This window comes from Lysobacter tyrosinilyticus (assembly GCF_054779815.1).
Genome location: NZ_BAAGXN010000001.1, coordinates 1,014,314 through 1,039,127 on the forward strand (window position 1 = coordinate 1,014,314; position 24,814 = coordinate 1,039,127).

Annotated in this window: 28 protein-coding genes; 18 read left to right on the forward strand and 10 right to left on the reverse strand. The window is 65.7% G+C overall.

From position 1 onward, the window contains the following. The first annotated feature begins 40 nt into the window (after window positions 1-40). Window positions 41-430, forward strand: a complete 390-nt coding sequence (locus ACYVGK_RS04285; RefSeq protein ID WP_460731992.1) for an endonuclease domain-containing protein — start codon at window positions 41-43, stop codon at window positions 428-430. Between the two features lie 15 nt (window positions 431-445). After that, entirely contained in the window at window positions 446-1,744 is a 1,299-nt protein-coding gene (gene hmgA, locus ACYVGK_RS04290; protein WP_460731993.1) for a homogentisate 1,2-dioxygenase, read from the forward strand. A gap of 96 nt (window positions 1,745-1,840) precedes the next feature. Here the strand turns inward: hmgA and ACYVGK_RS04295 are convergent, their stop codons facing one another. Both ACYVGK_RS04295 and ACYVGK_RS04300 read right to left on the reverse strand, forming a co-directional pair. Next, window positions 1,841-2,416: a hypothetical protein gene (locus ACYVGK_RS04295; protein ID WP_460731994.1), complete on the reverse strand. Its 576-nt coding sequence runs from the start codon at window positions 2,414-2,416 to the stop codon at window positions 1,841-1,843. Between the two features lie 173 nt (window positions 2,417-2,589). Then, a complete protein-coding gene (locus tag ACYVGK_RS04300) occupies window positions 2,590-3,258 on the reverse strand; it encodes a hypothetical protein (protein ID WP_460731995.1) in 669 nt (222 codons plus the stop codon). A 95-nt stretch (window positions 3,259-3,353) separates the two neighbouring features. On the opposite strand from ACYVGK_RS04300, the gene ACYVGK_RS04305 reads away from it, so the two are divergent. From ACYVGK_RS04305 to ACYVGK_RS04315, 3 genes are read left to right on the forward strand one after another with little or no spacing between them, the layout of a single operon-like run. Next, window positions 3,354-4,376 (forward strand): sodium:calcium antiporter, encoded by a 1,023-nt coding sequence (locus ACYVGK_RS04305; RefSeq protein ID WP_460731996.1) that lies wholly within the window; start codon window positions 3,354-3,356, stop codon window positions 4,374-4,376. A gap of 9 nt (window positions 4,377-4,385) precedes the next feature. Beyond that, on the forward strand, window positions 4,386-5,615 hold the full coding sequence (gene nhaA, locus ACYVGK_RS04310) for a Na+/H+ antiporter NhaA (protein WP_460731997.1): 1,230 nt from the start codon (window positions 4,386-4,388) through the stop codon (window positions 5,613-5,615). A 13-nt stretch (window positions 5,616-5,628) separates the two neighbouring features. Continuing rightward, window positions 5,629-6,498, forward strand: coding sequence for an NAD-dependent epimerase/dehydratase family protein (locus tag ACYVGK_RS04315; protein ID WP_460731998.1), 870 nt, complete (start codon window positions 5,629-5,631; stop codon window positions 6,496-6,498). A 6-nt stretch (window positions 6,499-6,504) separates the two neighbouring features. On the opposite strand, the gene ACYVGK_RS04320 is transcribed toward ACYVGK_RS04315, so the two are convergent. The 3 genes from ACYVGK_RS04320 to ACYVGK_RS04330 all read right to left on the reverse strand — a co-directional run bounded on the left by ACYVGK_RS04320 (window position 6,505) and on the right by ACYVGK_RS04330 (window position 9,002). Next, complete coding sequence (locus ACYVGK_RS04320) at window positions 6,505-7,392, reverse strand: DMT family transporter (RefSeq protein ID WP_460731999.1); 888 nt, start codon at window positions 7,390-7,392, stop codon at window positions 6,505-6,507. Window positions 7,393-7,417: 25 nt separating this feature from the next. Beyond that, a complete protein-coding gene (locus ACYVGK_RS04325) occupies window positions 7,418-7,897 on the reverse strand; it encodes an Mpo1 family 2-hydroxy fatty acid dioxygenase (RefSeq protein ID WP_460732000.1) in 480 nt (159 codons plus the stop codon). A gap of 175 nt (window positions 7,898-8,072) precedes the next feature. Further along, window positions 8,073-9,002: a phosphoribosylaminoimidazolesuccinocarboxamide synthase gene (locus ACYVGK_RS04330; RefSeq protein ID WP_460732001.1), complete on the reverse strand. Its 930-nt coding sequence runs from the start codon at window positions 9,000-9,002 to the stop codon at window positions 8,073-8,075. 302 nt (window positions 9,003-9,304) lie between these two features. Between ACYVGK_RS04330 and ACYVGK_RS04335 the strand changes: the two genes are divergently transcribed. The 12 genes from ACYVGK_RS04335 (at window position 9,305) to ACYVGK_RS04390 (ending at window position 19,845) form a co-directional block, all read left to right on the forward strand. Further along, entirely contained in the window at window positions 9,305-9,637 is a 333-nt protein-coding gene (locus ACYVGK_RS04335; RefSeq protein WP_460732002.1) for a J domain-containing protein, read from the forward strand. Between the two features lie 3 nt (window positions 9,638-9,640). Then, complete coding sequence (gene rpe / locus ACYVGK_RS04340; protein WP_460732003.1) at window positions 9,641-10,312, forward strand: ribulose-phosphate 3-epimerase; 672 nt, start codon at window positions 9,641-9,643, stop codon at window positions 10,310-10,312. Between the two features lie 387 nt (window positions 10,313-10,699). Beyond that, a complete protein-coding gene (gene trpE / locus ACYVGK_RS04345; RefSeq protein WP_460732004.1) occupies window positions 10,700-12,193 on the forward strand; it encodes an anthranilate synthase component I in 1,494 nt (497 codons plus the stop codon). 199 nt (window positions 12,194-12,392) lie between these two features. After that, the gene (locus ACYVGK_RS04350) at window positions 12,393-13,091 is read left to right on the forward strand and encodes a hypothetical protein (protein ID WP_460732005.1); all 699 of its coding nucleotides are present in this window, start codon (window positions 12,393-12,395) and stop codon (window positions 13,089-13,091) included. A gap of 185 nt (window positions 13,092-13,276) precedes the next feature. Continuing rightward, window positions 13,277-13,495 carry a hypothetical protein gene (locus ACYVGK_RS04355; RefSeq protein ID WP_460732006.1) on the forward strand — a complete coding sequence of 73 codons (219 nt, stop codon included), beginning with the start codon at window positions 13,277-13,279 and terminating at the stop codon, window positions 13,493-13,495. Between the two features lie 357 nt (window positions 13,496-13,852). Continuing rightward, window positions 13,853-14,530, forward strand: a complete 678-nt coding sequence (locus ACYVGK_RS04360; protein ID WP_460732007.1) for a response regulator transcription factor — start codon at window positions 13,853-13,855, stop codon at window positions 14,528-14,530. After that, entirely contained in the window at window positions 14,527-15,900 is a 1,374-nt protein-coding gene (locus ACYVGK_RS04365) for a sensor histidine kinase (protein WP_460732008.1), read from the forward strand. The genes ACYVGK_RS04360 and ACYVGK_RS04365 overlap by 4 nt, the downstream gene beginning before the upstream one ends. Window positions 15,901-15,984: 84 nt before the next feature. Then, a complete protein-coding gene (locus ACYVGK_RS04370; protein ID WP_460732009.1) occupies window positions 15,985-16,563 on the forward strand; it encodes an anthranilate synthase component II in 579 nt (192 codons plus the stop codon). A 63-nt stretch (window positions 16,564-16,626) separates the two neighbouring features. Beyond that, window positions 16,627-17,661, forward strand: coding sequence for an anthranilate phosphoribosyltransferase (trpD, locus tag ACYVGK_RS04375; RefSeq protein ID WP_460732010.1), 1,035 nt, complete (start codon window positions 16,627-16,629; stop codon window positions 17,659-17,661). Window positions 17,662-17,835: 174 nt separating this feature from the next. Continuing rightward, window positions 17,836-18,174 carry an antibiotic biosynthesis monooxygenase family protein gene (locus ACYVGK_RS04380; RefSeq protein ID WP_460732011.1) on the forward strand — a complete coding sequence of 113 codons (339 nt, stop codon included), beginning with the start codon at window positions 17,836-17,838 and terminating at the stop codon, window positions 18,172-18,174. A 38-nt stretch (window positions 18,175-18,212) separates the two neighbouring features. Further along, the gene (trpC, locus tag ACYVGK_RS04385; RefSeq protein ID WP_460732012.1) at window positions 18,213-19,004 is read left to right on the forward strand and encodes an indole-3-glycerol phosphate synthase TrpC; all 792 of its coding nucleotides are present in this window, start codon (window positions 18,213-18,215) and stop codon (window positions 19,002-19,004) included. Between the two features lie 97 nt (window positions 19,005-19,101). Next, entirely contained in the window at window positions 19,102-19,845 is a 744-nt protein-coding gene (locus tag ACYVGK_RS04390) for a haloacid dehalogenase-like hydrolase (RefSeq protein WP_460732013.1), read from the forward strand. Window positions 19,846-19,958: 113 nt separating this feature from the next. On the opposite strand, the gene ACYVGK_RS04395 is transcribed toward ACYVGK_RS04390, so the two are convergent. From ACYVGK_RS04395 to crp, 3 genes are read right to left on the reverse strand one after another with little or no spacing between them, the layout of a single operon-like run. Next, window positions 19,959-20,330, reverse strand: coding sequence for a TFIIB-type zinc ribbon-containing protein (locus tag ACYVGK_RS04395; protein ID WP_460732014.1), 372 nt, complete (start codon window positions 20,328-20,330; stop codon window positions 19,959-19,961). Between the two features lie 27 nt (window positions 20,331-20,357). Next, the gene (locus ACYVGK_RS04400) at window positions 20,358-20,819 is read right to left on the reverse strand and encodes a GNAT family N-acetyltransferase (RefSeq protein WP_460732015.1); all 462 of its coding nucleotides are present in this window, start codon (window positions 20,817-20,819) and stop codon (window positions 20,358-20,360) included. A 15-nt stretch (window positions 20,820-20,834) separates the two neighbouring features. Continuing rightward, window positions 20,835-21,470 carry a cAMP-activated global transcriptional regulator CRP gene (gene crp / locus ACYVGK_RS04405; protein WP_460732445.1) on the reverse strand — a complete coding sequence of 212 codons (636 nt, stop codon included), beginning with the start codon at window positions 21,468-21,470 and terminating at the stop codon, window positions 20,835-20,837. Window positions 21,471-21,763: 293 nt separating this feature from the next. Here crp and speD point away from each other — a divergent pair, with 293 nt between their 5' ends. Then, a complete protein-coding gene (gene speD / locus ACYVGK_RS04410; RefSeq protein WP_187712885.1) occupies window positions 21,764-22,555 on the forward strand; it encodes an adenosylmethionine decarboxylase in 792 nt (263 codons plus the stop codon). Between the two features lie 297 nt (window positions 22,556-22,852). Here speD and coq7 read toward each other — a convergent pair whose 3' ends face one another. Next, the gene (coq7, locus tag ACYVGK_RS04415) at window positions 22,853-23,494 is read right to left on the reverse strand and encodes a 2-polyprenyl-3-methyl-6-methoxy-1,4-benzoquinone monooxygenase (RefSeq protein WP_460732016.1); all 642 of its coding nucleotides are present in this window, start codon (window positions 23,492-23,494) and stop codon (window positions 22,853-22,855) included. A 25-nt stretch (window positions 23,495-23,519) separates the two neighbouring features. Next, window positions 23,520-24,668 (reverse strand): (Fe-S)-binding protein, encoded by a 1,149-nt coding sequence (locus ACYVGK_RS04420; RefSeq protein ID WP_460732017.1) that lies wholly within the window; start codon window positions 24,666-24,668, stop codon window positions 23,520-23,522. Window positions 24,669-24,814: the final 146 nt, after the last annotated feature.

Below are 24,814 nucleotides of genomic sequence, written 5' to 3' on the forward strand. Positions count from 1 at the left end.
AAAGGTGAGAGGGGTTGGGGAGAGGGTTCGGAGCACAAGGATGCGCAAGCCACCATTACCCAGTCGAAGCCTCGATCGGTCCCGCAGCCTGCGCAAGGAAATGACCGACGCCGAGCGCAAGCTTTGGAATTGCCTGCGTGCGGGACAGATGGATGGCTTGAAGTTCCGTCGCCAGCATTCGATCCCGCCCTACATCGCGGATTTCTACTGTGATGCTGCGAAGCCGGTGATTGAGCTGGACGGGTCGCAACACAATGAGAGCGTGGATCGCGCTCGCACGGAATACCTGCAGGGACAGGGCTTCGAAGTCATGCGGTTTTGGGACAACGACGTCCTGTTGAACATCGAAAGTGTGGTGGATGCGATCTGGAACACCGTCGCGCACCGAACCCTCACCCCAACCCCTCTCCCGGTGGGAGAGGGGCTTTAAGCAAGGCAAAGGCACATGCCAATTGCAAGCAACGGTTATCAATCCGGATTCGGCAATGAGTTTGCGACCGAGGCGGTCGCCGGCACGCTGCCCGCAGGGCGCAATTCACCGCAGCGCGTGGCGCATGGCCTCTATGCGGAACAGCTGAGCGGCACGGCATTCACCGCACCGCGCTCGCACAACCGTCGCAGCTGGCTGTACCGGATTCGTCCTGCGGCGATGCACGGCAGCTTCGTTCCGTTTCTGCATTCGCATTTCCACAACGACTTCGGCACCGGCCCGATCACGCCGGACCAGCTGCGCTGGAGCCCGCTGCCGATGCCGCAGGCGCCGGTGGATTTCGTCGACGGTCTGTTCACCATGGCCGGCAATGGCTCGCCGGCTGCGCAGCACGGCGTCGGCATCCACCTGTACGCGGCCAACAAGTCGATGCAGGGCCGGTTCTTCTACGACGCCGATGGCGAATTGCTGATCGTGCCGCAGCAAGGTCGCCTGCATATCGCGACCGAGTTCGGTGTCCTCGACATCGAACCGCAGGAAATCGCGGTGATTCCGCGTGGCGTGCGTTTCCGTGTCGAACTGCCGGATGGGCAGGCGCGCGGTTACGTGTGCGAGAACTTCGGCGCGATGTTGCAGCTGCCGGACCTGGGACCGATCGGTTCCAACGGTCTGGCCAACCCGCGCGACTTCCTCACGCCGAATGCCGCGTATGAGGAGGCTGAAGGTGAATTCGAACTGATCGCCAAGTTCCAGGGCCACCTGTGGCGCGCGCCGATCAATCATTCGCCGCTCGACGTGGTCGGCTGGCATGGCAACTACGCGCCGTACAAGTACGATTTGCGCCGCTTCAACACGATCGGTTCGATCAGTTACGACCACCCGGATCCGTCGATCTTCCTCGTGCTGCATTCGCCCAGCGACACTCCGGGCACCAGCAACATGGACTTCGTGATCTTCCCGCCGCGCTGGCTGGTGGCGCAGGACACGTTCCGGCCGCCGTGGTTCCACCGCAACATCGCCAGCGAGTTCATGGGCTTGATCACGGGCGTGTACGACGCCAAGGCCGAGGGCTTCGCGCCGGGTGGTTGCTCGCTGCACAACTCGATGACGGGACACGGTCCCGATGCGGCGACATTCGAGAAGGCGAGCGCGGCGGACTTGTCGAAGCCGGATGTCATCAAGGACACCATGGCTTTCATGTTCGAGACCCGCGCGGTGATCCGCCCGACGCACCAGGCTGCCGAAGCCGCGCATCGCCAGCGCGATTACCAGGCGTGCTGGGCGGGACTGAAGAAGAACTTCGTCGCACCCTGAGTCGCGGCACGTTCTTTTGTAGAGCCGAGCTTGCTCGGCTGCTCTTGGTGACGGCAGAAAGCAGCGGAGCAAGCTCCGCTCTACAGAGTGGAGCGGCTACGCCACCGCGGACATCGACTCGATCCAGGCCGAGCGTGTCTGATCGAGTCGTACCAGGTACTGCTCCGGCAGGATTTCGGCGAGGCGGTCGCCGATGCGGCGCGCATAGCTCGCAGTCGCGACGGCCTGCACGTGGCGCAGGCCCAGCATCATGCGATAGACCAGCTCGTCCTCGCTGGGGCTGGTGTGGATCTGCGCGCGCAACGAAACCGATTCGGGATCGCGCTGCAGCTGCAGCATGTCGATCAGGTACATCTTGCTGGCCGCCAGCGAGCGCCGCGACGTCGTGCGCGCGGGCATGGGCGCCGGGACTGCCGGGTTCCCTGTCTTCGGCGCAATCGACGTGCCTCCAACCGACACCAGGCGCGGAGGAGTGACTCCCGCCGCGGACAGGTAGCCCTCGTCTACCAAGCGCTTCAGTGCCGTCAACGCTGCGGGGCCCAGCAATGCCACGACGTCATCGCGATTGCGTTTGCCGTCGCACAGGATCAGTGCCCGTCGCTCAGCCAAGCTCAGCGTGGCCGAGTGTTGTTGCAGCAAGGCGCGGCCCTTTTCGGTCTTGGTCAGTGCCATCACGTCCCCCCCAGGCTGCACAGGCTAGGCGACGTGCATGAAACCGGAGTTACAGCGGCGCAGCGCCACCCGCGCCGGTGGACTTGGCCTTGTAGAGCCGAGCTTGCTCGGCTGCTCTTTGGTCGAAACCGAAAGCAGCGGAGCAAGCTCCGCTCTACAAAGAAGCCGCGGCCTTACGCCACCGCGGAGTCGGATTCGGCCGAGGATGTACGAACGTACTGAAGCCGCGGCAGATATTGTTCCGGCAGGATTTCGGCGAGCCGCTCGCCTACGCGGCGCGCATAGCTTGCACTCGCGACCTCCTGCAGATGACGCACGCCATTCATCATGTGAAAGACCACTTCGTCGTCACTGGGGCTGGTCTGGATGAGGGTGCGCAACGCCACCGAGTGGGGATCGCGCTGAACCTGCAGCATGTCGGTCAGATAGATCTTGCTGACTGAAAGCGAGCGTCGCGTCGCTGGCGGCTTCGATGCCTCGGGAGCTGTGGGCTGCACTTTCGAGCCGCGGCTTCGTGGCGTCGCCGAGCGTGGCGCATCGCCATGGCCGGAGAGATAACCGGCATGAAGCAGGCGCTCGATCATTGGCAGAGCATCGGCGCCCAGCAGCGCCACGATGTCCTTGCGATTGCGACGGCCATCGCAAAGGATCAGCACGCGTCGTTCGAGCAGGCTGAGTCCAGCGGCCGATTGGGCCTGCAATGCATTACGTCCGTGTTCGGTTTTGCTCAAAGCCATGAAGAGGTCCCTGTGCGCGGGGCCGGGCACAAGCTCGAAATTGTAGTGACAGCTTCTGGCTTGTTTAGCGCCGGTCATTGACACTGAGACGGGCGTCTCGGTCATCCCCCAGAAATGGGTGTGTGACCAGCGGGCCGGCCTTGACCGCGCGCATCCGCCAAACCTCGTAAGATCGCCGCAACCTTTTGGAGGGGAACACGATGCTGACCGCCATCGGCTTGTTCGTGCTGGGCCTGGCGCTGCTGGCGCTGGGCGGCGATTCCATCGTGAAGGGTGCGGCGGGGCTGGCGCAGCGGTTCGGCCTGACGCCGTTCACGACCGGGCTGGTGCTGGTGGCGTTCGCGACCTCGTTGCCCGAACTCGCGGTCAATGCGATGGCGATCGTGCACGGGCAGGGCGAGCTGGCCTTGGGCAATGCCGTGGGCAGCAACGTCGCCAACATTGGTCTGACCCTGGGCGCGGCGGCGCTGGCGGCGCCGATCGTGGTGCGCTGGCGCGCGCTGAGTCCGATGCTGCTGGTGCTGGTGATCGGCACCGTCGCGGTGCTCGGCCTGGGTGCGGACGGCACCCTCTCGCGGCTCGAGGGCCTGGTGCTGCTGCTCGCTTTCGTGGCCGTGTTCGCCTTCGCCCTGGCACGCAGTCGCGCCGAGGTGGTGGAGGTGCGCGAACAGATTGCCCAGTTCGCGCAGACCAGCACCTGGCTGGCCCAGAACCTGATCCGTTTCGTGCTCGGTGCCGTGCTGCTGTGGCTGGGCTCGGCATTGATCGTCGGCGGCGCGGGCGTGCATCTGTTCGGCCTGGATCTCACGGAAGCGGGTGCAGGAGCGATCGGCAAGGCCTTCGGCCTGTCGCCGGTACTCACCGGCCTGTTGCCGGTGGCGATCGGCACAGCCCTGCCGGAAGTCGCCGCCGCCATTGCCGCCGCCCGCCGCGGGCAGGGCGACATGGTGATGGGGCACGTGATCGGTGCCAGCGTCTTCAACATCCTGGTGATCGTCGGTGGCATGGCGGCGTGCGGGACTTTGGCACTGCCAATGACACTGATGGGGCCGGGTCAGTTCGCCCTGCCGCTGGGCTATGAGTTGATCGCCGCGCTTGCCTTTGCGTTGATGTTGTATCCGGTGCTGCGCGGCGACTTGCGCGTGAGTCGTCGTGAAGGCGGCGTGTTGCTCGTCGCCTACCTCGCCTGGCTGATCTTTGAACTGTTGCTTGCAGGGAAATAAGCCGCCGCGATGAACGAATCCGCGACCTCTTCGCGGCGCATGCCGCGCGCGCTGCGTGCCCTGATCGAGTTCTTCCGTCTCGAAGCCGCCGGCGGCATCACGCTGATCGCGGCGTCGGCGCTCGCGCTGCTCGCCGCGAATTCGCCTGCGCACGACGGCTACGAGGCATTCCGTGGTTTCGTCCTGAAAGTCGGTGTGGGCGATGTTGCGATCGCCAAGCCACTGCTGTTGTGGATCAACGACGGTCTGATGGCGGTCTTCTTCCTGTTGGTCGCGCTCGAGATTAAGCGCGAGACGCTCAGCGGCCAGCTCGCCGGGCGTGAGCAACTGGTGTTGCCGCTGGTGTGCGCGATGGCCGGCGTCGTGGTGCCGGCCGTGTTGTTCGTGTCGCTCAATCATGGAGACGTCGCGGCCATGCGTGGCTGGGCGGTGCCAACTGCGACCGATATCGCCTTCGCTCTGGGCGTGCTGGCCCTGCTCGGTGCGCGCGTGCCGGTGGGCATGAAGCTGCTGCTGTCGACGATCGCGGTGGTCGACGACCTCATCGCCATCCTGATCATCGCGGTTTTCTATTCGCATGGGCTTTCGTTTGCCGCGCTTGGTCTGGCCGCACTGGTGCTCGTGGCGATGGGCTTGCTCAATCGCTTCAAGGTGATCGCGTTGTGGCCGTACCTGCTGCTCGGTGTGGTGCTGTGGGTGTGCGTGTTGAAGTCCGGCGTGCATGCGACGCTCGCCGGCGTGGCGACCGGGCTGCTGATTCCGCACGTCGACAAGAAGAACGCAGTTCCGGACGAGATCGAGCATTCGCCGCTGGAAACTCTGGAGCACGCCCTGCATCCATGGGTGGCCTACGCGATCCTGCCGGTATTCGCCTTCGCCAATGCCGGGCTCGTATTGGGTGGCTTGCAGGTGCAGGACGCGCTCGCGGCGTTGCCGCTCGGCATCGCGCTCGGATTGGTGATCGGCAAGCCGATCGGCATCGTCGGAGCGGCGGCCTTGATGCGCGCGATCGGTTGGACGCGCTATCCGACCGGCATGGACGGCCGCGCCATGCTGGGGCTGGGCGCGCTGTGTGGCATCGGCTTCACCATGAGCCTGTTCATTGCTTCGCTGGCGTACCAGGATCGCTTGCTCTACGAAGAATCCGTGCTCGGCATCCTGGGTGCGTCGGTGCTGTCGGCGCTGCTCGGGTTCCTGTGGCTGCGCGCGGTGTTGCCGGTGCGGAGCGCGGCTCAATGACACGCAGGTACGGATGAAGCACGCATTGGTATTCGGCGGCAGCGGCCAGATCGGGCGACCGCTGCTTTCACTCTTGCTGCGCGATGGCTGGCGCGTCACTGCGCTGTCGCGACACGCGCAGCACGAACGCCCGGGACTCACCTGGCTGCGCGGCGATTTCGCCGCCCTGCCGGCGATGCCCGTGCAAGTCGACGCGATCCTGAGTTGCGGGCCGCTCGATGCCTTCGCCGAGTGGTACGGCCGCGCACCGGTGGAATGCGATCGCGTGATCGCATTCGGCTCCACCAGCGTGGATGTGAAGCGCGGCTCGGCCGATCCGCGCGAGCGTGACGTGGCACAACGCCTGCGCGCCGGCGAAGAGAGTGTCCTGGCCACCGCCGCGCGGCGGTCGGCCCAGGCGACGCTGTTGCGGCCCACGCTGGTATACGGCGCCGGTCGCGATGCCACGCTCACGCGGATTGCGCGCCTGGCACAGCGCTGGGGGCGATTCCCGCTGCCGCGCAACGCGTTCGGACAGCGTCAGCCGGTGCATGTTGACGATCTCGCCACCGCGGCATTCGCCGCGCTGGATTGTCCGGCTTCGTACGGGCAAACCTATGCCTTGCCCGGCGGCGAAATGCTCGCCTATCGCGAGATGGTGCGCCGCGTGCTGACCGTGCTGCAGCCACCGGCGAAGCTGATCGAACTGCCGTCGCCGTTATTCAACCTGGCGCTCGCCGCCGCGAAGTTCGCGGGTGGTACTGGGTTGGGTGAAGCCGCGGTGCAGCGCATGCGCGCCGATCTGGTGTTCGACGACGCGCCCGCGCGTCGCGACCTCGGTTACGCGCCGCGTGCCTTCCGACCCACGGCGCGAATGTTCGAAGTGCGCGACGACGAGGAGTAGGGCAGGTCAGGGCGTTTCGCTGGCGGGAATCACCCGCGCCTTCGCGATCGCCCGCAGCGCGATGATCAGCACGCCACCAAGCACCATCGCGCCGCCCAGCCAGAGGCGCGGACCCGGACGGTCGCCCCAGAAGACGATGCCCAGGCTCACAGCGATTACGGGCACCAACAGCAACCACGGCGTCACCTGAGCGACCGGATGTCGCTGCACCAGCACGTAGTACAGGCCGTGACCGAGCAGCGAAGACACGAATGCGGCGTACAGCGCACCGGCCCATGCCACCCAGCTCACGTGCGGCAAAGTCATCAGCGCACCCGGCTCGATCGTCGCGCTGATCGCCAGCAGCGGCAGCACGCTGAAGAGCGCCATCCAGCCCTGTTGACTGAAGACGTCCAGGCCGCGCAATCCCTTCATCAGCACCGTGCCGATTGCCAGGAATGCGGCGGAGACCAGCATTAGCAGCAGCGACATCGGCTGGTCGAGCACCAGTGGATCGAAGCCCAGCACCAACACGCCGGCGAAGCTGGTCGCGATCGCGATACCCGTGCGCCAGGCGAAGCGCTCACCCAGCCACCACCACGCCAGCAGTGCAGTCATCGGAATGTAGCTCTGCATCACGATGGCAGGCGAGGACAGATCGCCGGCGAGCTTGAGCGCGCTGAAACTCAGGCCGAAATGCAGCACGCCCACACAGAAGGCGACCGCGAGCAGGCGCGGCCATTGTCCGTGCGCCGGGCGCTTGAGGAAGAACGCCAACGGCACTGCCAGCAGCGCGAAGCGCACGGCGGTGAACAGGTAGGGCGGAATCTCCCGCATCGCCAGTGCGGAAGTGAGGAAGTTGAACGCCCAGGCGACGCAGATCAGCAGGACCAGGGCGATGTCGCGAGCGGGCATCGAATGATTCGCGGAAAGAGTTTGCTCAGTACTGCCAGCCGAGCTTGCGATAGAGCTTGGCCAGCACCCATGCGGGGCCGATCAGCAGATAGGTGAGGTCGGTGAGGAAGCTCGGCTTGCGGCCTTCGATCTTGTGGCCGACGAACTGCCCGATCCACGCCACCACGAATACCGCGATTGCGGTGCGTAGCAGGCCCTGCAAGCCGATCGTGTCCTGCAGCATTCGGGTGAGGAAGCCCATCAGCACGAACACGGCCAGCATTCCAAAGCCCAGTGGCCGCGACGCGCGGTAGTAGAACGTCCAGGCGGCGAACATCGCGATGGCTGCCCATGCGCCCGGAACGAATAGTCCCGGTGGCACCGGAACGCACCACACCAACGCGATCACGCTCCACAGGATCGCCGGCACGCAGATCACGTGGATGAGTTGATTGGTCGGATTGCGGTGATCGCCGGAGTAGCTGGCGAACCAGCGGTCGATCGGGCGGTCGGTGGTCGCGTTCATCGCGGACTCCAAATGGACGGCCAGACTCTACGCCTCAGCGCGTGCCTTGTAGAGCGGAGCTTGCTCCGCTGCCCTTCGTAGCGCCGAGCCTGCTCGGCGCGAAAGGCGATCCGGCCGGGCTCGGATCTACCGGGCTAAGGCAGCGGAGCAAGCTCCGCTCTACAAAGAACCGCCGTCAATCGACGGAAATGCCCGCCAGTTTCTGCAGCGCCTCGGCGTAGCGCGCACGCGTGCGGTCGATGACTTCGGCCGGCAGCTTCGGGCCCGGCGGGCGCTTGTCCCAGTCCAGCGTTTCCAGGTAGTCGCGCACGATTTGCTTGTCGTAGCTCGGCGGACTGGTGCCGACCTGGTATTCGTCGGCGGGCCAGTAACGCGACGAGTCCGGCGTCAGCATCTCGTCCATAACGTACAGGCGGCCATCGGCATCGGTGCCGAATTCGAACTTGGTGTCGGCCAGCAGGATGCCGCGCTTGGCGGCGTAGTCGCGGGCGAAGGTGTAGAGGCGCAGCGTCGCGTCGCGGACCTGCTCGGCGAGCTCGGGGCCGACGGTTTTCACCACGGTATCGAAGTCGATGTTCTCGTCGTGGTCGCCGACGGCGGCCTTGGTCGACGGAGTGAAGATCGGCTCGGCCAGTTGTTCGGCCTGGCGCAGGCCGTCGGGCAGCGCGATGCCGCTGATGCGTCCGGTGCGCTGGTAATCCTTCCAGCCGCTGCCGATCACGTAGCCGCGCGCGATGCATTCCACCGGCACCGGCTTCAGGCGCTTGGTCACCACCGCACGCTTGGCGTACAGCGAGGCGTCGACGCCGGCGGGCAGTACCGATGCCACGTCGATGCCGGTGAGGTGGTTGGGAATGATGTGCTCGGTGAGGCCGAACCAGAAGTTGCTGATCTGGCAGAGCATCTCGCCCTTGCCCGGGATCGGGTCCGGCAGCACCACGTCGAAGGCGCTGAGGCGGTCGGTTGCGACCATCAGTAGGCAATTGCCGGCCGTCGAGCCGGCCGGCAGGCGGTCGCCGGGCAGGTCGAACACGTCGCGGACCTTGCCGCGATGGCGCAGCGTCAGGCCGGGCAGGTTGGATTCAAGCAGGTAGGGGCGGGACAAGGCGGGCATCCTTGGGAACTAGCCTCAAAAAAGCGGGCCTCTAAAAGCGGCCTTCAAGAAACGGCCTCAAAAAGCGGCCTCAATGGCTCGTGCCTGCCTGCGCATGGCGCGCGGGCGGGCGCGACAGGGCCGGGCAGTGTACGCCGGTCGAGGCGGGCTTGCAGGGTGAGCCCAGGTCGCTTGCGCGGCATGCCGCGCGGCCTGGGCGAACGCCCGGCGCGCTGCACCGGGCCGGGGCGTGACCGTAGGACAAGTTTGGTGTTGCCGTAAACTGCGCATCCCTCCGGTCACCCTCCGGCCAAATGAAACGCTGGTACGGAAAATTGCTGGGCTTCATCGCCGGGGCGGAGCTCCTGCGGCCCAATCCGCTGTTGGGCGCCCTGATCGGTCTGCTGATCGGCCACGCCTTCGACACCGACTGGTTCAAGCTGCGCCGCGATGACCCGTACGCCGTGTTCGGTCTGACTGAAGAGGCCAGCGACGCCGAGATCGACCTGGCGTACCGCCGCCTGATCTCCCAGTACCACCCCGACCGCATGGCCGGCGCCGCCGAAGAGCTGCGCCGCCAGGCCGAGGTCCGGGCGCGCGAGATCAACGCGGCCTACGACCGCATCAAGACCCTACGCAGGAAGTAATCCATGCAATCCACCGTCATCGCGCCCTCCATCCTCTCCGCCAACTTCGCGAAGCTCGGCGAGGAAGTCGACAACGTGCTCAAGGCCGGCGCCGACTGGGTGCATTTCGATGTGATGGACAACCATTACGTCCCCAACCTCACCATCGGCCCGATGGTGTGCGAAGCGCTGCGCAAACACGGCGTGACCGCGCCGATCGACGTGCACCTGATGGTCGAGCCGGTGGATCGCATCGTGCCCGATTTCGCCAAGGCTGGCGCCACGCTGATCAGCTTCCACCCCGAAGCCAGCGCGCACGTGCATCGTACGGTCCAACTGATCAAGGCGTCGGGCTGCCAGGCGGGCCTGGTGCTCAATCCGGCGACGCCGGTGGAAGTGCTGGACTACGTGCTCGAAGAGCTCGACCTGGTGCTGCTGATGTCGGTGAATCCCGGCTTCGGCGGCCAATCCTTCATTCCTTCGGCCTTGAACAAGCTGCGTCGCGTGCGCGAGATGATCGATCGCAGCGGCAAGCCGATCCGCCTGGAAATCGACGGCGGGGTGAAGGCCGACAACATCGCCGAAATCGCCGCGGCGGGCGCCGATACCTTCGTCGCCGGTTCGGCGATCTTCAATGCGCCCGACTATGCCGACGTGATCGGCAAGATGAAGGCCGCCGTCGCCGGCGTGCGCTGAGGTCGTCTTGTAGAGCGGAGCTTGCTCCGCTGCTTTTTGCCGTCATGTCCGGGCGTCGTAGCGCCGCGCCTGCGCGGTGCGACCGCAGACAGAGCGATCCGGGCAGACCGGATCTACGAAGACAGGAGCAGCGGAGCAAGCTCCGCTCTACAAAGCAGGGCGAGGCACCCGAAACAAAAAGCGGCAAGCCGTTGCCGGCTTGCCGCGGAAGATTGGAGGCAATCCCGCCTCCGCCCGTCGTCCTTGAGGATGGACTCTCATTCTCCAGACGGGCGATGACACCGATGTGACGAATTCTTCTTTGTCCCTAGCTCCCGGTGGCGCCGGCTGACGGTGCGCCAGTGGCATACTGCCCCGCCGCCTACGCGCATCCTGCGTTGCCCAAGCATGCAGCTCGACGCCGAACAGTTCCGCCAGCTCGCCGATGCCGGCTACACCCGCATCCCGGTCGTACGCGAAGTTTTCTCCGACCTGGACACGCCGCTGTCGGTGTACCTCAAGCTGGCCGATGGTCCGCACACCTACCTGTTCGAATCGGTCGAAGGTGGCGAGCGTTTTGGTCGCTACTCGATCATCGGTCTGCCGGCGCGCCGCGTGTACGCGTTTGCCGGGCACACCTTGTTCGTGACCGAGGACGGCGAACTGGTCGACCACCGTGTGGTGGAGGATCCTTTCGCCGAAGTCGAACGACTGCGTGCTGCGCATTCGGTACCGAAGATCGAAGGACTGCCCGGATTCACCGGCGGCCTGGTCGGTTGGTTCGGCTTCGAATGCGTGCAGTACATCGAGCCGCGCCTGGCGGCGCCGCAGAAGGATGGCACGCACAAGCCCGACGAGCTGGGCACGCCCGACATCCTGTTGATGCTCAGCGAGGAGCTGGCGGTATTCGACAATCTCAAGGGTCGCCTGTACCTGATCGTGCATGCTGATCCGCGCGAACCGCGCGCATTCGCGCGCGCGCAGCGGCGCCTGGATGAGCTCAACCATCGCCTGCGGCAGGGCGGTCCCGGTTATCCGGAAACGCGAGACGCGAATGTTCTGGACGAAGCCGACTTCATTTCCGGTTTTACCCGCGAAGGCTTCATCAGCGCGGTGGAAAAGTCGAAGGAATTGATCCGCGCCGGCGACATCTTCCAGGTCGTACTGAGCCAGCGCCTGTCGGTTCCGTTCAAGGCGCGTCCGGTCGACGTGTACCGCGCGCTGCGCGCATTGAATCCGTCGCCATACATGTATTTCCTCGATGTCGGCGGCACCCAGGTCGTGGGTTCCTCGCCCGAGATCCTGGTGCGCCTGATGGGCGACGAAGTCACCGTGCGTCCGATTGCCGGCACGCGCCCGCGTGGCGCGACCTTCGAAGAAGACCAGGCGCTGGAAGCCGAGCTGCTCGCCGATCCCAAGGAACGCGCCGAGCATCTGATGCTGATCGACCTGGGCCGCAACGATGTCGGTCGCGTCAGCGAGCCTGGCACGGTGCAGGTGGGCGAGCAGTTCGTGATCGAACGCTACAGCCACGTCATGCACATCGTCAGCGAAGTCACAGGCAAGCTGAAAAGCGGCCTGAGTTACGCCGACGTGCTGCGTGCGACGTTCCCGGCGGGCACGGTCAGCGGCGCGCCGAAGATCCGCGCGCTGGAAGTGATCCGCGAATTCGAACCGATCCGCCGCAACGTCTATTCCGGTGCGGTCGGTTACATCGGCTGGCATGGCGATGCGGATACCGCCATCGCCATCCGCACCGCGGTGATCCAGGACGGCCGCCTGCATGTGCAGGCCGGTGCCGGCATCGTCTACGACTCCGATCCGCAGAAGGAATGGGAGGAGACGATGAATAAAGGCCGCGCCCTGTTCCGTGCGGTTGCCGAGGCCGCGCGCGGACTCTGAACGAAGTCCGGCGCCGCGCGCGCCGGTCATCTACCCGTAACCGTTCATCCCCGTTGGTCGGGTTCGATCGTCGGACGCGTCCGCTCTGGACCGGCCTCAACGTTTTATTCACAAGAAGGACGATTCACTGCGCAGGCGGTGAGAGTTTTTCAGTGGGGATCCGTGTCGATGCCTTTGCGTGACCTCGAGGGAGTGCGCCATGCATCAGATTGCCGATAGCAGTATCCAGGCCCGTTTCGCCAACGGCTTCGCGCGTTCGATCGAATTGATCTGTCCGCGTTGCAATGAGAAGGCGATATTCGAGGCGCGGCCCTGGCAGGAGCATGGACGCCAGGTTGTTGCAACCGAAATGGCCTGCACGCGCTGCGAGCACGAAATGCTGCTGGTGCAGGTGCTGGATGAATTCGGCGGCTGCAAGCCCGCTTCGCTCTACACCCATCCGGCACCCGGTGGGCGCAAGGCCATGCCCGGCGTGGCGCATGTGCAGGCGTTGTCCGGCCCGCTGGCGCGCAGCTACGACTCGGCGTTGAAGCTGTACAACCACGCCGAATGGGGTCCCGCCGCGCTGACGGTGCGGCATCTGCTCGAAGGCCTCGTCGCGCGCCTGCTGCCCGACAAGCGCGACCTGCCGCTGACCAAGCAGCTCGAAGCGTTGCCGCGTGATCTCGATCTGGCCCGGCCGTTGCAGGACATCGCGCAGTTGATGGCACCGGACGGGGCCTTCGGACGTCACTTCGATGATGAAGCCGCCATCGACAAGGTCACCGCCGAACATTTGATCGAACTGACCGAGCAGCTGCTCCAGTACCTGGTGGTGCTGCCCGGTGAACTGGCCGATCTCAAGAGTCGCATCGCCACCGCACCGGTGCCGCTGCGGCGTGGCACCGGCGTGGCCTGAGCGATCTCACGAACCTGTAGCGACAACGCCACCTTCGGGTGGCGTTTTTGCGTGCGCCGCCATGCCGCAAACATTACCGATTGTTCATGCAGCGGAAAGGGCGCCGACAAGGGCTGGCGCGCAACCTGTGCCTGCGATGGGGATGCGCCCCACCCGCATCGAAAACTTTCCAACAGGAGCCTGCCATGACCAACATCCGCAAGACGCTGTTCGCTGTTGCCCTGACCGCGCTGACCGGTTCGGCCCTCGCCGCCACGCCGGCGGCCGCACCTGCGGCTGCCACGCCGGCCCCGGCCAAGGCCGCCACGGCCAAGACCACCATCACCAAGCACAAGCACGTTGCCAAGATGAAGAAGGTGGAAGACAAGTCCGCCACCCAGAAGGCCGACGGTAGCAAGGGCTGAACGACCCCTCGACGCCTCAGGGCCTGTTAACGCTATTCGGGTAGGCCGCGTTGCTCCGTAGGGGCCGCCAGGTGGTGTTGCGTGCCGCCGCGCCTTGCTGCTTGCAAGGTCAAGGCGCGCGGCGCCGCATGGCGGCCCCTGCGGAGCAACCCGAAGGGCCGGGCGTGGAAGCGCGCGATGCGGCGTCATCACTCGGTTGCGTATCGGCATACGCGCCCTCGCTCTTCCTTGCCTCGCACGCTTCCACGCCCGGCGCGGCCTACCCGAATAGCGTTAACAGGCCCTAGGTGGATGCGGGCCGGATACCCCGTCGGATGTTTTCGGCGGGGTATCCTTTTTTTGAGCTCGGGAGCTGACATGCGCATCCTGCTGGTCGAAGACGATCCCCACACCGCGGCATTCATCCTCAAGGGCCTGCGCGAGGACGGCCACGTGGTCGACCATGCCGCCGACGGCAAGCAGGGCCTGTTCCTGGCGACAACCGAGAATTACGACGCGATCGTGCTCGATCGCATGCTGCCGGGGCTGGATGGCCTCGTCGTGCTGCAGACGTTGCGCGGCGCCGGCAATCGCACCCCGCTGGTGCTGCTGACCGCACTGGGCGAAGTGGATCATCGCGTGGAAGGATTGCGCGCCGGTGCGGACGACTATCTGGTCAAGCCGTTCGCCTACGCCGAACTGAGCGCGCGCCTGGACAGCATCGTGCGTCGTCAGCGCAACGGCGACGAGCGCGAACCTACCCGCCTGCGTGTGGGCGAGCTCGAGCTCGACCTGCTCAGCCGCGAAGCGCGCCGTGGTGATCGACGCATCGAACTGCAACCGCGCGAGTTCCGCCTGCTCGAATACCTCATGCGCCAGGCCGAACGAGTGGTCACGCGCACCATGCTGCTCGAGGCGGTGTGGGACTATCACTTCGATCCGCAGACCAACGTCATCGACGTGCATATCAGCCGTCTGCGCCAGAAGATCGATCACGGCTTCGCACGTCCGATGCTGCATACCGTGCGCGGCGCCGGCTACCGGCTGGGCGAATGAAGGCGCGGCCGCTTTCCACCAGCACGCGGCTGGCGTTGGCGGTGATGGGATCGTTCCTGATCGCGTTCGTGCTGTTGGGCGCCGGCGTGTACTACGCGGTGTCGACCCTGCTGCTGCAGGACGCGCGCGAAGTGGTGCGTACCGACGCCGCTGGCCTGATCGACCTGTATCGCGAAGACGGACGTGGCGAGTTGCTCGCGGAATTGCAGCGCCGTCGCGCGAAGCCCGAGGACCCCGACGCCGTGTATGCACTGGTCTCACCACAGGGGCGGGGAGTGGGAAGCGCGGTGCGCACATCGAGCCATTTCTCCGGCTCGCGCTGGATCGAGTTCGATGAAGCCGGGGCCGCCGGAGACCACGACGCGCCGCTGCGCGTAATCGCCTACGAACAGAAGCTGGCGGACGGAAGCGTCCTGCTTACCGGCCTGCGCCTGCGCTCGCAGGACCGCTTCCTGGGGTTGATGCAGCGCACCGCTTTGGTGGCGTTCGTGTTCGCAGCCACCCTGGGCGCGCTGATCGGCTGGCTCACTTCGCGTTGGGTGTCGCACCGCCTGCGCAGCCTGGATGCGACGGCCGAACGCGTCGGCGGAGGTGAGCTCGCGCTGCGCGTCCCGCTCGACCACAGCGACGATGCTTTCGACCGGCTTGCCCGCCGCTTCAATAGCATGCTCGATCGCATCGAGGAGCTGCTCAGTGGCGTTCGCCATGCCACCGACCACATTGCCCACGACCTGCGCACGCCGTTGACGCGCCTGCGCAACCGGCTGGAGGAGTTGCGTCGGCAGCCGATCGATCCCCCGCAGACTGCCGCACTGGACGAGGCGCTGCTGGAAACCGACCAACTGCTGCAATCCTTCGGCGCCCTGCTGCGCCTGGCGCGCATCGAGGCGCAGGCGCCTGCGCCTGACGATCCGGTGGTCGGGCTGGACGAGCTGGTGGCGGATGCCGTGGAGTTGTACGTGCCTAGTGCCGCCGAGCGCGGCATTCGCGTCCGCGCCGAGCTGCACGATGCACGGGTGCGCGGCGATCGCGACCAGTTGTTCCAGGCCGTCGTCAACCTGCTCGATAACGCGCTGAAGTACGCCCCTGCCGGCAGCGACGTCCATGTGTCGTTGCACCTCGTGGCCGAGGAGGTCGAACTGGACGTCGATGACAGCGGTCCCGGCATTCCCGAAAACGACCGCGAGCGCGTCTTCGACCGTTTCCAGCGCCTGGAGGCCCATCGCGGCTCGCCGGGGGTAGGCTTGGGCCTGAGCCTGGTGCGGGCGATAGCGCAGCGCCACGGCGGGCGGATACTCCTGCTCGATCGCGCCCCGGGCCTGAAGGCGAAACTGATCCTGCCGTCGGCGGGCGACGGCGAAGTTTCATAAGCAGGCGCCAGCGTCCGCCAGGCGCATGCGATATCCTGCCGGGCCGTCCGCGCCCCCGCCGCGGCACCGGAAGCAGGCCGTTCCATGCTGTTGATGATCGATAACTACGACAGCTTCACCTTCAACCTCGTCCAGTACCTGCAGACGTTGGGCGCCGAGGTGAAGGTGGTGCGCAACGACGAACTGTCGGTGGCGCAGATCGAGGCGCTGGCGCCCGATCGCATCGTGATCTCGCCCGGGCCGTGCACGCCCAACGAAGCTGGCGTGTCGGTGGATGTAATCCGGCAGCTGGGTGCGCGGACACCGATTTTTGGCGTGTGCCTGGGCCACCAGAGCATCGGGCAGGCCTACGGCGGCGACGTGATTCGGGCCAAGACCATCATGCATGGCAAGACTTCGCGCATCCGCCATGAAGGACTCGGTGTATTCGCCGGCCTGCCGGATGGCTACGAAGCCACGCGTTACCACTCGTTGGTAGTGTCACGCGACACGCTGCCGGACTGCCTGGAAGTCACCGCGTGGACCGACAACGACGACGGTTCCTTCGACGAGATCATGGGTCTGCGTCATCGCGAACATCCGGTCGAAGGCGTGCAGTTCCATCCCGAGTCGATCCTCACCGAACACGGGCACGCGTTGCTGAAGAATTTCCTCGTGCGTTAAGGCGCGCGCGTACTGACGCCTTGGTCGCAGTGGGGGGTCGAAACCCGCCTTACGGAACCGAACATGCCCATAACCCCGCAAGAAGCCCTGCAACGCACCATCGAGCATCGTGAGATCTTCCACGACGAGATGGTGGACCTGATGCGGCAGGTCATGCGCGGCGAGGTTTCGCCGACGATGACCGCGGCAATCCTGACGGGTTTGCGGGTGAAGAAGGAAACCGTCGGCGAGATCGCCGGCGCCGCGACGGTGCTGCGCGAATTCGCGCGCCCGGTGCAGGTCGCCGATCGCACGCATATGGTCGATATCGTCGGCACCGGCGGCGATGGCGCGCATACGTTCAACATTTCCACCGCATCGATGTTCGTGGCTGCGGCGGCAGGCGCGAAGGTCGCCAAGCATGGCAATCGCAGCGTGTCGTCGAAATCGGGTGCCGCCGACGTGCTGGAAGCCCTGGGTGCGAAGATCGAATTGCAGCCCGAGCAGGTCGCGCAGTGCCTGGAGCGCTGCGGCATCGGCTTCATGTTCGCGCCGGTGCATCACCCGGCGATGAAGGTCGTGGCACCGGTGCGCCGCGAGATGGGCGTGCGCACCCTGTTCAACATCCTCGGGCCGCTGACCAATCCGGCCAATGCGCCGAGCATCCTGATGGGCGTGTTCCATCCCGACCTCGTGGGCATCCAGGTGCGTGTGCTGCAGGAACTGGGCGCGGAGCGCGCGCTGGTGGTGTGGGGCCGCGACGGCATGGACGAGCTCTCGCTCGGCGCGGCGACACTGGTCGGCGAGTTGCGCGACGGCGTGGTTCGCGAATACGAGGTGCATCCGGAAGATTTCGGAATCGCCATGGCCGCCTCCCGCAACCTGCGAGTGGCCGATGCGGAGGAATCCAAGGCGATGCTGCTCGGCGCGCTCGACAACAAGCCCGGGCTGCCGCTGGAAATCGTCGCTATGAATGCCGGTGCGGCGCTGTATGCGGCCGGCGTGGCCGACTCGATCGCTGACGGCATCGCGCGCGCGCGCGACGCGGTGGCCTCGGGCGCGGCGCGTGGGAAGCTGGAACAATTCGTCGCGACGACGCGAGAACTCGCGACAGAATGATGTTCTCCTGCCTCCCTTTCGCCGCAGGCGAAGGGGAGGGCCGGGGAGGGGTTGAGCGCCGTAGGCGCGAGCTCTTGCGGTTGCCTTTTGAAGTGCGACCGCAGGAGCACCCCTCCCCAACCCCCTTCGCTACGCGAAAGGGAGGGGGCAAAAGCGGCAACCATCGAGAAGACAATGAATCATCCCTTTGCCCAACTGCCCGAACCGCCGTATTACGCGGTGATCTTCTCCTCGCTGCGCAATGGCGACGACGAGGCCGGCTACGCCACTGCGGCGGAGCGCATGATGGAACTCGCGGCGCAACAGCCCGGCTACCTCGGCGCGGAATCCGTGCGTGGCGCCGATGGCTTCGGCATTACCGTCTCGTACTGGGAAAGCGAGGCCGCGATCGGCGCCTGGAAGCATCAGGCTGACCATGCAGCCACGCGCGCGCATGGCCGCAAGCATTGGTATGAACACTTCGAGCTGCGCGTGGCCAAGGTCACGCGGGCGTACGGAAAGCCCAAGATCTGAAGCGGTTCGCTTCGCCCCGAGCCTTTAGAATTGCCCCCATGAGCGACATTCTCACCACCATCCTCGCCCGCAAGGCCGAGGAGATCGAACAGCGCAGCCGTGTCCGTCCGCTGTCGGAAGTGCGCGATCGTGCGCTGAACCAGCCGGCGACGCGCGGCTTCGTACGCGCGATCCGCAGCAAGCTGCAGGCCGGCGACGCCGCGGTGATCGCGGAAGTAAAGAAGGCCAGTCCGTCGAAGGGCGTGATCCGCCCGGACTTCCGTCCCGCCGACATCGCGCGCAGCTACGAAGCCGGCGGCGCGGCCTGTCTGTCGGTGCTGACCGACGTCGACTTCTTCCAGGGCAGCAATCTGTATCTGAGCGAAGCGCGCAACGCCTGCCGCCTGCCGGTGATCCGCAAGGACTTCATCGTCGATCCGTACCAGGTGTACGAGGCGCGCATGATCGGCGCGGACTGCATCCTGCTGATCGTCGCGGCGCTGGAGGATGCGCAGATGATCGAGCTGGCCAGCCTTGCCGCCGATCTCGGCATGGACGTGCTGGTGGAAGTGCACGACATCGACGAACTCGAGCGCGCGCTGCAGACCGACTGCGAACTGATCGGTGTGAACAACCGCAATCTGCGTACCTTCGAGGTGTCGCTCGACACCACGCTGGCGTTGAAGGACGCGGTGCCGCGGGATCGGATTCTGATCACCGAAAGCGGTATCGCCACGCGCGAAGACGTGGCGAAGATGCGCGGTGCCGACGTGAATGCCTTCCTGGTCGGCGAAAGCTTCATGCGCGAAGCCGATCCGGGTGCGGCGCTGCAGCGTCTGTTCGGCGCATGATTCAGTAGTGCCGGGCCGCCTGCCCGGCACGCTTTTCCTGCAACGGTTGAAAATCAAGAGCGTGCCGAGCAGGCTCGGCACCTACGGGAACAGAGCGATGAGCGTGAAGGGCAAGCAGTACCCGAAGACCCAGGCCGGCGCGCCGCTGATCGTCTTCGACTTCGACCACACGCTCTACGACGGCGATTCGGGCAGTCACCTGTTCGCGTGGTTGATCCGGCGCTCATGGTGGCGGCGTCTGCTGGCGCTGCCGATGCTGCCAGTGTTCCTGCCGCTGGTGGCGTTCCTGCCGACGCGGCGCTTCGGTGTCAGCGCCTTCGTGTGGGCCGGCACGGTTGGCTTCCACCGCTCGAAGGAGCTCGACAAGCTCATCGATCGTTATGTCGCAACGCATGCCGAGGAAATCCGCCGGCGCCTGCTGCCGATCGGCATCGAAGCCCTGCACCGGCATCGCCAGGCCGGCGACCGCGTGGTTGTGGCTACCGGTGCGCCGCCGGAGCTCGCGCGCGCGATCCTGGCCTTCGTCGCGCATGAGGACGTGCCGGTCGTGGGTACGGATATCGGGCCGCGCTTGGGCGGGCTCGGCGCAAGGCGCCACTGCCACAACGAAATGAAGATGACGATGCTGCGCGAAGCCGGCTTCCACGACGAAGTGGCGGTGGCCTATACCGACAGCAGCGCCGACCTGCCGTTGCTGCTGGCCGCACGTAAGCCGGTGGTGGTGAATCCGAAGCCGGGTCGCGTCGAGATGTTCCGCCGCGTCTTGCCGGCGGGTACACCGATCCTCAACTGGGGTTGCCGCAAGCGCGGCGGCGAAGCGCCCGCAGCCTCATCCTTGTAGAGCGGAGCTCGCTCCGCTGCTCTTGCGGTTGCGCTTCGTAGCGCCGAGCCCGCTCGACGCCTGTGAGCAAGAGCAATCCGAGCAGACTCGGATCTTCAAAAGAAGCAGAGGCTTCAATCGCGCGCTGGCGCATCCATGTCGGCGAAGAACTCCGCCAGCGTGTGCTCGGCGAAGTCGCGGAACTCGCCGGCGTCGTAGTAGCGGCCGTAGCAGTTCTTGCAGCTCTCGAACCAGATATGCGGCTGCACCGGATCGACCATGCGGATCAGCGGCCAGTTGGCGCACTTGGGGCAGTTGATGCGGTCGATGCGGTTGTACTGCGCACCGACGGCGGCGTCGCCGGTATCGATTTGTTCGGCCAGGTCCTTGAGCCGCTCGTGATCGACCGGCTCGAACCACAGCCCCGCGCATTGGGTGCAGCGGTGCACCGTGGAGGACTGGTAGGCGACAGGCGCCATCGCGGAATCGCACTTCGGACACTGCATGGATCGTTTTTCCCCTGTGGGCGGGCGTCAGTCGCCCAGTAGCTTGATGAAATGCCTGGAGCCTTCGCTGTAGCCGCAACCCAGGTAGAAGGCGTGCGCCACTTCGCGGCGCGGGTTGCTGGTGACCTCGATGCGCGCGACCTGGGCCTTGCGCGCGATCGCTTCGGCTTCGCGCAACAGCAGGCGACCGATGCCCTGGCGACCGCTGTTGGCCGACACCACCAATGCGGTGATGCGCCCCAGGTCGGCGCCGCGGGCGACGGAGTAGTGCAGGGTCAATGACATCAACCCGCAGGCGACGCCATCGATCTCGGCCATGACCAGGAACAGCCGCGGGTCGTGCAGCACCCGCGAGATGCGTTCGATCGCCTCGTCACGCGTGCAGGGGTAGCCCAGCTGGTCGAGCAGATCGGCGACGTCGTTGGCGTCGCCGATCTGGGCCGGGCGGATACGGATTCCGGTCGCGGACGACCCGGCAAGCGTCCCCATCGGCGTCAGCAGGCCTTAATCGCGGGTGCCGTACAGCACGACGGTCTTGCCGCGGGCGTGCAGCTTGTTGTCGGCCTGCAGCTTCTTCAGCACTCGGCCAGCCATCTCGCGCGAGCAGCCGACCAGTCGGGAGAGCTCCTGGCGGGACACGCGGATCTGGGTGCCCTGCGGGTGGCTCATGGCCTCGGGTTCCTTCGACAGGTCGTGCAGGGCACGGACGATGCGGTCGGTGACGTCGAGGAAGGCCAGGCGGCCGGCCTTGCGGCTGGTGTCCAGCAGGCGGCGCGAGATCTGAGCGCCGATCTGGTACAGCAGCTTGGGGGCGTCGGTGGCGAGGCGGGTCAGGAGCAGGTCGTAGAAGCGTTCGTGGCCGATTTCGGCCAGTTCGCATGGGGTGCGGGTACGCAGCACCACTTCGCGACGGTCGCTTTCCACGAACAGACCCAGTTCGCCGATGAATTCGCCTGGGCCGAGGTAGCCCAGCACGAGCTCACGGCCGTCCTCTTCCTCGGTGATGATGCTCACCGAGCCGGAGATCAGGTAGTAGATCGTGTTGGCCGGGTCGCCAGGGCGGAAGACGTCGGTACGGGAGGGATAGCGGCGGCGGTGACAGTGAGCGAGGAAGCGCTCGATGGTGGCGCTGTCCGGCATCAACGGGCTGTTGGTCTTGCGCAGTGCTATCACGGGATCTACCAGTAATGTCGGTGAGGCGGGGGGATAGCCGCGGAGCTTAGGCCCAAGCGGCGGCATGGGCAAATCGTGCCGGATATTGCCGCTGGCGGTCACCCGTACGACGACAGACGTCGCAGTTCACGCGATGAACAGCGCGAGAGCCGGGTCGGCCGGCCCCCGTCGGCACTCCGTTTGGCCCCCGTGTCTCGATTGCCGCATAATCGCGCCCCTGCAAGCGCGGCCCTCCGCCGCCAGATCCGGGACTAATAGAAGTGGTCAAGCCGCTGCCGCGCCTGAAGCTCCAGGGCTTCAACAACCTCACCAAGGCGCTCTCGTTCAATATCTACGATGTCTGCTTCGCCGCCTCGGAAGACGAGCGCAAGCGCTACATCGAGTACATCGACGAGGCCTACAACGCCGACCGCCTGACCCAGATCCTGACCGATGTGGCGGACATCATCGGCGCCAACATCCTGAATATCGCCCGCCAGGACTACGATCCGCAGGGCGCCTCGGTGACGATCCTGATCTCCGAACAGCCGGTGATCGACAAGGCTGACGCCAAGGGCGTGATCTCGGAAGCCGTGGTCGCGCACATGGACAAGTCGCACATCACGGTGCACACCTATCCGGAAACCCACCCGGACAACGGCATTGCGACCTTCCGCGCCGACATCGACGTGGCAACCTGCGGCGTGATCTCGCCGCTGAAGGCCCTGAACTACCTGATCGAGAGCCTTGAGTCGGACATCGTGGTCATGGACTACCGCGTCCGTGGCTTCACCCGCGACATCAAGGGCAAAAAGCACTTCATCGATCACAAGATCAACTCGATCCAGGACTACCTGGCCAAGAACATCAAGTCGCGCTACGAGATGCTCGATGTGAACGTCTATCAGGAAAACATCTTCCACACGAAGATGCACCTGAAGGAGTTCGACCTCGATACTTACCTGTTCGAGGAAAAGGCCAAGAACCTGTCGTTCAAGGAGCGCATGAAGATCGAAGCGCGCCTGAAGCGCGAGATCGAAGAGCTCTACCACGGGCGCAATCTGGTCGATTGATCGGGTGCGATCCAGCAAAAAAGGCCGGCAATTGCCGGCCTTTTTTGTTTTTCCTTCTGCCCGCGTGAAGGGAGAAGGTCGGAGCGGCGTAGCCCGGAAGGGCGGATGAGGGGCAGCTTTTGCTGTCGCGTCCCGACACCACTGCCCCTCACCCTGCGTCGCTGTGCGACGCTGTCCCTCTCCCCGCAAGCGGGGCGAGGGGGGCTCATACGGGTTAGGTTTTTTGCCTTTCCTTCTCCCCGCGTGCGGGGAGAAGGTGCCCGCAGGGCGGATGAGGGGCGCGCGCGAAGCGCGCAATCAGACCCGGTAGGCGATCGTCTTCATCAGGTTGGAAGCCATCGCCATCAATGTCGGGACGGGCGGCGGCAGCACCCGGGCGCCTTGTGCCTGCGCGTCATCGGCATGGCGTGCCTCGTCGGCCTTCATCACTTCCAAAATGGCGCGGCTGCGCGCATCGGCGGCGGGCAGGGTCTGCAGGTGTTCGTCGAGGTGCGCTTCGACCTGACGCTCGGTTTCCACTACGAAGCCCAGGTTCCAGCCATCGCCGCGCAGCCCGGCGAGTGCGCCGATTGCGTAGCTGCCGGCGTACCAGATCGGGTTGAGCAGGCTCGGGCGGCTGTCGAGCTCGTCCAGGCGCTGCGCGCACCAGGCGAGGTGGTCGGTTTCCTCTTGTGCCGCCTCGAGCAGATGCGCACGTGTGGCCTCATCGCGCGCGACCGCGGCCTGGCCCACGTACAGCGCCTGCGCGCAGACCTCGCCGACGTGGTTGATGCGCATGAGACCGGCCGCGTGGCGGCGTTCGGCGTCGTCCAGGACGATTTCGGCTTCACCCGTTGCCGGGTTCGCACGCTGCGCCGGTGGGGCGCCGAACACGGTGTCCAGTGCGTTCTGGGCATCGATCAGCAGGCGGTCGATCGGGGAGAGGGCGCGGGAAGTCATGCGGAAAGTTTACGCCGCAGTGGGCTCAGACCAGGCAGCCGGCGATGAACTCCAGCGGATGTTCTACGGGGGCCGCCAATGCGTTGGCGAAATGCAGGCGGCAGCCGATGTTGGCGCTCAACAGGCGCGTCGCCCCGCTACGCTCGAACTGTTCCAGTAGCGGCTGTCGGTAAGCCTCGGCACGTTCCGGATCGAGCAGCATCTGGGTGCCGGCAGCGCCGCAGCAGCCGTAGCCGGCGCTCAGCTCGACAACTTCCAGGCCCGGCACTGCGGCCAGCATTCCACGTAGTGCGGTTACCGACTTGGCCGCATTGCGTTGGGTGCAAGGGAAGTGCACGGCGATACGTTCATGGCGTTCACGGAAATGCAGGCGTCCCAGGCGCGCATGCAGGAAGGTGATCGCATCGATGACTTGAGCGCTGCCGGACAATGCATCGCCAAGGGCGTCGTGACAGCCACTGGCGAGGCTCAGGACGGTGTCATGGCCGCCGAAGGCACTACGGTTTTCGCGCTTCTGCGTCGCTGCGCGATGGGTGTTGCCGGCATGGGCATGCAACGCGCCACAGCAGGTCTGCGCAGCTGGAATGCCGACGTGGACACCCGCCGCGGCGCACAGGCGAATGACGGCATCGCGCAGCGGCGCCTCGTAGCCGCGGGCGATGCAGCCTACGAACAAGGCGGTCGATTCCGTCTGCGTTGGCGAAGCCTGCGGTGCTCGTCGCGCAGGCGGCCGGGGCAGGAATCGCAACGCACGGGGCAGCGCGGGGAACGCATGCCTATAGAGTCCGAGCAATGCCGCCAGCCCGCGAGGGCGCGTTGCCAACCATTCCACCGCGCGCTGCTTCCAACCGGCCCCGCGGCGCTCGCGCTGGCGACTGCGAGCCTCGATAAGCAGATCGCCGTACTGCACCCCGGCCGGACAGACGGCTTCGCAGCTGCGGCAGCCCAGGCAGTGGTCCAGGTGCGTGTCGGCGGTTTCACTGGGGGCGATGGTGCCCTGCGTCCACGCGCGGGTCAGGGCAATGCGGCCGCGCGGCGATTCAGCTTCGGTGCGATCCATCCCGTAGGTCGGGCAGTGGGGCAGGCACAGGCCGCATTGGACGCAGCGGTCGGCCAGCGCCAGCAGCCGGTCCGGGGCGGATTCGGCGGGGGCGGGACGAGGGGCCGGAGGCATGGCCGGCGATGCTAGCACGGCGGATTTTGCGGGGTTGCGGCGCCCGGGAATGGCCGCTATCATTCCGCCTCTTTTCGTTCCACCCACAACGCGAAGCGAAGTTCCGCCGGTCGATCCCACGTGATCCTGCGCGTAATCAGCTCGAC

Coding starts and splice junctions, on each gene's coding strand:
- rpe (WP_460732003.1), top strand. CDS start 9,641: ATGCAATCCACCGTCATCGCGCCCTCCATCCTCTCCGCCAACTTCGCG.
- ACYVGK_RS04380 (WP_460732011.1), top strand. CDS start 17,836: ATGAATCATCCCTTTGCCCAACTGCCCGAACCGCCGTATTACGCGGTG.
- ACYVGK_RS04355 (WP_460732006.1), top strand. CDS start 13,277: ATGACCAACATCCGCAAGACGCTGTTCGCTGTTGCCCTGACCGCGCTG.
- ACYVGK_RS04370 (WP_460732009.1), top strand. CDS start 15,985: ATGCTGTTGATGATCGATAACTACGACAGCTTCACCTTCAACCTCGTC.
- ACYVGK_RS04350 (WP_460732005.1), top strand. CDS start 12,393: ATGCATCAGATTGCCGATAGCAGTATCCAGGCCCGTTTCGCCAACGGC.
- ACYVGK_RS04420 (WP_460732017.1), bottom strand. CDS start 24,668: ATGCCTCCGGCCCCTCGTCCCGCCCCCGCCGAATCCGCCCCGGACCGG.
- ACYVGK_RS04315 (WP_460731998.1), top strand. CDS start 5,629: ATGAAGCACGCATTGGTATTCGGCGGCAGCGGCCAGATCGGGCGACCG.
- trpD (WP_460732010.1), top strand. CDS start 16,627: ATGCCCATAACCCCGCAAGAAGCCCTGCAACGCACCATCGAGCATCGT.
- crp (WP_460732445.1), bottom strand. CDS start 21,470: ATGCCGGACAGCGCCACCATCGAGCGCTTCCTCGCTCACTGTCACCGC.
- trpE (WP_460732004.1), top strand. CDS start 10,700: ATGCAGCTCGACGCCGAACAGTTCCGCCAGCTCGCCGATGCCGGCTAC.
- ACYVGK_RS04395 (WP_460732014.1), bottom strand. CDS start 20,330: ATGCAGTGTCCGAAGTGCGATTCCGCGATGGCGCCTGTCGCCTACCAG.
- hmgA (WP_460731993.1), top strand. CDS start 446: ATGCCAATTGCAAGCAACGGTTATCAATCCGGATTCGGCAATGAGTTT.
- ACYVGK_RS04305 (WP_460731996.1), top strand. CDS start 3,354: ATGCTGACCGCCATCGGCTTGTTCGTGCTGGGCCTGGCGCTGCTGGCG.
- ACYVGK_RS04300 (WP_460731995.1), bottom strand. CDS start 3,258: ATGACCGAGACGCCCGTCTCAGTGTCAATGACCGGCGCTAAACAAGCC.
- ACYVGK_RS04285 (WP_460731992.1), top strand. CDS start 41: ATGCGCAAGCCACCATTACCCAGTCGAAGCCTCGATCGGTCCCGCAGC.
- ACYVGK_RS04335 (WP_460732002.1), top strand. CDS start 9,305: ATGAAACGCTGGTACGGAAAATTGCTGGGCTTCATCGCCGGGGCGGAG.
- trpC (WP_460732012.1), top strand. CDS start 18,213: ATGAGCGACATTCTCACCACCATCCTCGCCCGCAAGGCCGAGGAGATC.
- ACYVGK_RS04390 (WP_460732013.1), top strand. CDS start 19,102: ATGAGCGTGAAGGGCAAGCAGTACCCGAAGACCCAGGCCGGCGCGCCG.
- ACYVGK_RS04325 (WP_460732000.1), bottom strand. CDS start 7,897: ATGAACGCGACCACCGACCGCCCGATCGACCGCTGGTTCGCCAGCTAC.
- ACYVGK_RS04320 (WP_460731999.1), bottom strand. CDS start 7,392: ATGCCCGCTCGCGACATCGCCCTGGTCCTGCTGATCTGCGTCGCCTGG.
- ACYVGK_RS04365 (WP_460732008.1), top strand. CDS start 14,527: ATGAAGGCGCGGCCGCTTTCCACCAGCACGCGGCTGGCGTTGGCGGTG.
- ACYVGK_RS04295 (WP_460731994.1), bottom strand. CDS start 2,416: ATGGCACTGACCAAGACCGAAAAGGGCCGCGCCTTGCTGCAACAACAC.
- ACYVGK_RS04360 (WP_460732007.1), top strand. CDS start 13,853: ATGCGCATCCTGCTGGTCGAAGACGATCCCCACACCGCGGCATTCATC.
- ACYVGK_RS04400 (WP_460732015.1), bottom strand. CDS start 20,819: ATGGGGACGCTTGCCGGGTCGTCCGCGACCGGAATCCGTATCCGCCCG.
- nhaA (WP_460731997.1), top strand. CDS start 4,386: ATGAACGAATCCGCGACCTCTTCGCGGCGCATGCCGCGCGCGCTGCGT.
- coq7 (WP_460732016.1), bottom strand. CDS start 23,494: ATGACTTCCCGCGCCCTCTCCCCGATCGACCGCCTGCTGATCGATGCC.